1 protein-coding gene is annotated in these 6,000 nt (G+C 38.4%); it reads right to left on the bottom strand.

Annotated elements, in window-relative coordinates; genetic code table 11:
- Positions 1 to 5,988, bottom strand: a 5,988-nt coding sequence (locus H7T88_RS28185; protein WP_260511205.1) for a non-ribosomal peptide synthetase, incomplete at its 3' end; no start/stop codon positions are given.
- Positions 5,989 to 6,000: the final 12 nt, after the last annotated feature.

Here is a 6,000-nt window from a genome sequence, read left to right as displayed (position 1 = left end):
CTCCGGACGATTTACGTATCCACGAGCCACACTACTCCCACCAATGTACAATTCCCCAGGCATTCCTTGAGTGAGTATACGTCCGGCATGATCAATAATATAAAGATCAGCGTTGAATATTGGGGCTCCGAGTGGAGGAACGAGTAAAAAATCAGTTGACTTAGCCATTGTATAGGTCGCAACTACGTGTGTCTCTGATGGACCATAATGATTATGCAATTGAACTTTATTACGTTTTGCCGAATCAATAAATCTCTCCGTAAGCACTAATTGCTCCCCTGCTATCACTAAGTGCTCAACAATAGACAATAATTTTTCATAGATATCCGCTTCATTAATAAGCATTTTAAAGAATGCAGTTGGTAGGAATAGTGTCTTTACTTGGTTTGCATAAATATATTCAACTAAACTGACAAGGTCTTGTTTGATTTGATCATCGGCAACAACCAAAGTACCTCCGAACAGTAAAGCTGTTAATATCTCTTGAATACTGACATCAAAGCTTGATGAAGCAAATTGTAAAACACTGGAGTGATTAATCGATGTTTTCTCTTTCTGAAAAGTCATCAGACTAATAATATTGCGGTGCTCCATGGCGACTCCTTTAGGATTGCCCGTGGTGCCCGAAGTGTAGATACAATACAACAGATCTGTAGGAACGCTTGTCTGATGAAGATTCAAGTGAGATGAATGATTTGCACTCTCATCATCCAAGTACACGATCTGGCCCGTATACGATTCCGGAATGCAAGTATTACGGGTTGCTATCAGGATTTGTACATTACTGTCTTTCAGTATAAAAGAAACCCTGTCCATAGGATAAGCTGTATCAATGGGTAAATATGCTCCTCCAGCTTTTAAAACAGCTAAAAATGAAATTACCATTTCAATAGAACGATCAATCATAACTCCCACAAAATGATCTATCCCAACACCTTTAGTCCGTAAAGCATGAGCCAGAGTATTGGAACGTGCATTCAATTGATGATAAGTAATCTTTAGATTTCCGCACACAACAGCAGCACTATTAGGAGTACGTTCAACCTGTTGTTCAAAAAGTTTATGCACAGTTATTTCCGTAGGAACTGTACACATATCAATATGGCTATTCTTACACTCGTCATCTGGCATACTTTCGGAAATAAATTTGATCTGTGAAGGCTTTAAATCAGGTTGATTACAGACTTGTTGAAGCAAATGCTCAAACTGCTCAAATACACGTATCAAGCTCGAATATTCATATAAAAAACTATTGTATTTAACAAGCAGTTGCAACTCCTCCCCAGGTAAGACAAGAAGAGTTAAATCATAGCTAGTTTGCTCGAAAATTGAATCACAACGAATCTGCAAATTAGGGCTAACTTTTGTACCTGAACGATCAATTTCTTCTTCCATTGGATAATTCTCAAAAACGATAATATGATCAAACAAGTTCTGCTTAAGTGACGTATTAGCCTGTAATTCATACAGAGGAAAGAACTGATATTCTTCAGAATTGATTCTGTCCAGTTGAACAGCTTTTAATAAATTGCTGAACGTTTGTTTTTTCCCCCAGTTGATTCGTACAGGCACCGTGTTAATGAAAAGCCCAATCATTCTTTCAATACCTGGAACTTCTTTAGGACGACCGGAAATAACTGTTCCAAACACCACATCCTCAGTGTGATTATAACTTTGCAGCACAATCCCCCAAACACACTGAAAGAGTGTATTAAGTGTTACTTGGCATTCCTGAGCCGTAGTTCGCATTCTGCTAGATAATTTTCTATCCAGCGTATATACAAATTCTTTTTGAGACTGAGCTCCTTGTCTTGTAGAATCAGCCTGCTTCGCTAGTCCCGCTGGTGAGTTGTAATTGATAAGATATTGACTCCAATATCTTTCGGCTGCCTTCTTATCTTGTTTTTCCAACCAATTGATATAACTACTAAACGAAGGCGGAGTCTCTAATTGTAGTTTTGTACGATTAATCTTACTTTCATAAATTGCAAGTAGTTCTTTCAGTAAAATACTAACGCACCATCCATCCATAAGGATGTGGTGAAATGTCCAAACAACACGATTAGTTTCTGGACCAATTTGCAGGATAGATAGTCGCATAAGAGAATCTTCCTGCATATTAAAGCTCCGTATACGGTCCTCACGAAGATATTGTTCTGTAGACTCATGAATTTCATCGGCATTCAAACGAGTAAAATCTTCCACGTTAATTATTGGACTACGGCTAATTAGAACCACTTGTAAAGGCTTCAGTACATGATCTGTAACAAATACGGATCTTAGAATCGCATGACGATCTATAAGGTTGCAGAAGCTTTCTTTAAATAGACCAATATTTAACCGCCCTTCGAAGCTCAAACTGAATTGTTCTACATATTGAAGAGAAGTGCGGTCCTTTAAAGAATGAAATAACATGCCTTCCTGCATTGGAGTCAGACCGTAGGCATCTTCAACTGATTCTGGAAATAATTCTTGTAGGATATCAGCGTCGTGCATGGTAATTCGATCAGAAGCAATTTTACTTCTGGCATAGTGGTTGTTAGCTTGGGAAACACAGTGATCGATAATATCTCTAAGTGATCTGGAATAGTACATAATAAATTCCGATATAACTTCTTCATCAAAAAGTGCTTCGTGATAGGTAATATTAAGACATAATGAATTATTAACTATGAAAGAATTCAGATCTAGTTCATATACCTGCTGGGATTGACTATCCACGCTAATTCCTGTGCCATGGATGGAATATTCAAAAATCTGTTCATTACTCACATCCGGGCTAAATTGGCCTAAGTAATTAAAACTAATAGTAGAACTCTTATCATAGTTCCCCTTATTGTTTAATTGATGATTCAGAATACCATAGCCAATTCCCTTGTTCGGAACTTGCCTTAACTGATCTTTTGTTTGTTTAATCAGAGCACCATAATCATTAGAATGAACGATAAGTTGTACAGGATATCTTGAAGTGAACCATCCTATAGTCCGCTTTACATTCATATTTTTAATAATTTCTTCTCTACCATGCCCTTCAAGATCAATTCTGAAATTAATTGCGTGTGTCATTTGTCGCAGTGCAGACCCCAAGGCCGTAAGTAATAAATCGTTTATCTCTGTCTTATAAGCTTGATTTGCTTTATATAGAAGAAGTTCTGTTTCCTGAGGGCTGAAGGTCAGCTGAACGTTACAACAACCTGCCATCAACAGTTGGTTATCAACATGAACTTTTTTCGGTAGAGATATCGTTTGTATACTATCAATGTCTTTCCAGTAGCTGGCTTCCGATGCAAAATCACCGGACTCTACAAATTCATTTATTGCCTTTGCCCACGACAAATATGAATCCGTTTTTTGTTCAAAACAGATTTCCTGTCCTTCTAAAGCCTGCTTGTATCCTACCGCCAAATCCTCCAATAATATCCGCCATGACACACCATCTATAACGAGATGATGAATGGCAAGCGTCAAATGATCTCCTTCCGCCGTTTTGAACAAACCTGCAGCCACAACCGGACCAGAATTAACATTGATGCTCTCCTGTAATTTTTCGCTTTCTTTCTTAACGAATTCTGATACATGAATACCATGCTCAATTGTAAAAACACTGAACAAAAACTGATCACTCTTCACCTCTTGATTACGTTGCCGCCAAGAATTCGTCTTAGAATCTTTGAAAAAAATCATTCTCAGCGCATCATGGTGTTCCACCAGACGAATTAAAACCTTCTTAAGTAGTGTTGCTTCAAAACCTTCTGAGCGATAAATAGCAACCGTTTGATTAAACCGATTTGTTCCTTTTAACGGACCTTCAAAAAACCATCCTTGGATAGGAGTTAACAGACCTTCCCCTACCACAACACCTTGATCAATCTGATGCTCTCTATGAATTACGTATGGAATTACGGATTCAATAGTTGGATGTTGAAAAATATCCGCAAGTGTCAGGTCAAGGTTAACGTGGTTTAAACGGCTACATACTTGAAGAGCTTTTATTGAATCCCCACCCATCAAGAAAAAGTTATCCGTAAGTCCAACTTCTTGTTGAGCAAGCACATCTGCCCAAATTTTTGCAACAATCTTTTCTTTTTCTGATTGCGGTTCCCTATACTTACTACCTTTTCCCACTCCAATTTGAGGTACTGGAAGCGCACGTTTGTCAACCTTTCCGTTGGGAGTAAGAGGTAAAGATTCAAGCTGTACAAATGCAGATGGGATCATATACTCCGGCAAACTCTGAGATAAAAATTCTCGTAACTCCATGTCCATTAAGTCCTGAACTGCTGAAAAATATGCACATAACCGTTTTTTCCCTTGTTCCTCGTGAACAAATACACAAACAGTCTTTATATCTCCATGATTCATAAGCGTATTCTCGATTTCCCCACATTCAACTCGATAGCCACGTATCTTAACCTGTCCATCCATTCGACCAATAAATTCTAGTGTTCCATCGGACAGCCAACGCGCCATATCTCCTGTTCGGTACATTAGTTGACCAGAATAAAACGGATCTTCAACAAATCGCTCAGCATTCAATGCAGGCCGATTTAAATATCCCTTGGCTACCCCAAGTCCTCCAACATATATCTCTCCAACCACCCCAACAGGTTGAAGAGCAAGTGACCCGTCGAGTACATAAGCTGTTGAGTTAACGATTGGAGCACCAATAGGTATGGTGTGATCAAAAGCCTTTTTAATATCCATCATCGTTGAAAAAGTCGTATTCTCCGTAGGACCGTATGCATGAATCATTCTAAGATTCGGGAAAAGTCCTCTGACTTGTTCAGTATAAAAGGTACTTAAGACTTCTCCACCTACGATTAGCTGCTTAAGATTGGCAAACACCGTTGGTCTTGCTTGCGCATATTGATGGAAGAGTGCTGTAGTTAAAAACATCGCATTAATATTATGAGAAACAAGCTCTGCTTCTAATTTATCTGGATCCAGAAAATTTTCTGGAGATGTAAAACAAAGGGTAGCACCATTCAGAAGGGCACCCCAAAGTTCAAAAGTAAACGCATCAAATGCAATGGAACCTGTCTGCAAAATTCGGTTTTTTTGAGAAAAGTCAAAATAAGACTGGTTTTTCACAAGACGAATAACACCTTGATGTTGGACCATGACTCCCTTTGGTAACCCCGTAGAACCTGAAGTATACATTATATATGCAGTGCTGTTAGCAGTGGTCTGAATGCTTGGAAACGCTCCTTTGTTTAAAGGCTCCACAAACGACTGATTCAGATCGATAATTTTGTAATACATCGAAGGAATATAGGCTGATTGATGAAGATTAGTTAATAAGAAAGAAGCTTCGCATTCCTCCATCATTAACTCTATCCGCTCTTGAGGATAAATAGGATCTAGCGGTAAATAACTGCAACCTATTTTTAGTACAGCCAAAATTGCAACTACTAATTCCACTGAACGGTCTGCGTGAACACCAATCACTTGTCCTTCTCTCGCTCCATGTCTTAACAGATACTTAGCAAGCACATCCGATTTTTCATCTAAAACTCGATAGTTGACTTCTTCAGTACCGCAAATAACAGCAACTCTATCTCTATTGATATGAGCCTGTTCTTTAAATAAACCGCTTATCGTAGTGGCTGGATTAATTGGTTCAAGCGGTTTATTGAACTGGGTTAGAATTCTATTTCTTTCTCCCTCAGACACCAATACAATTTCACTAATCACTAAGTCAGGATTATTAACCAACTGTCCCAGAATCAATATATAATGTTGAATGAAGTTCTCAATAGTTTCTTTTCGAAACATATCAGTTCTATACTGACAAATAAGTTGTAGTTTCTTTTCAAAATCCATCAATTCAAATATTTGTAATTCGATATCAACCTTAGCAGTTTTTGTTGGAATTATAGAGGGTGACTTAAATGGACTTCCATGATGAATGGTCGGTATTTCCATATTTTGCAGTGCAAACATCACATCAAACAGCGGGTTCCGGCTTACTTCCCGTACAAGTTCCAGCTTCTCGACCAG

Source organism: Paenibacillus cucumis (ex Kampfer et al. 2016) (assembly GCF_019748695.1).
In the GTDB taxonomy this organism is placed as follows: Bacteria; Bacillota; Bacilli; order Paenibacillales; family Paenibacillaceae; genus Paenibacillus; species Paenibacillus polysaccharolyticus.
Note: the sequence above shows the minus strand (reverse complement) of the source record. Positions and strands in the feature narration are given on the sequence as shown.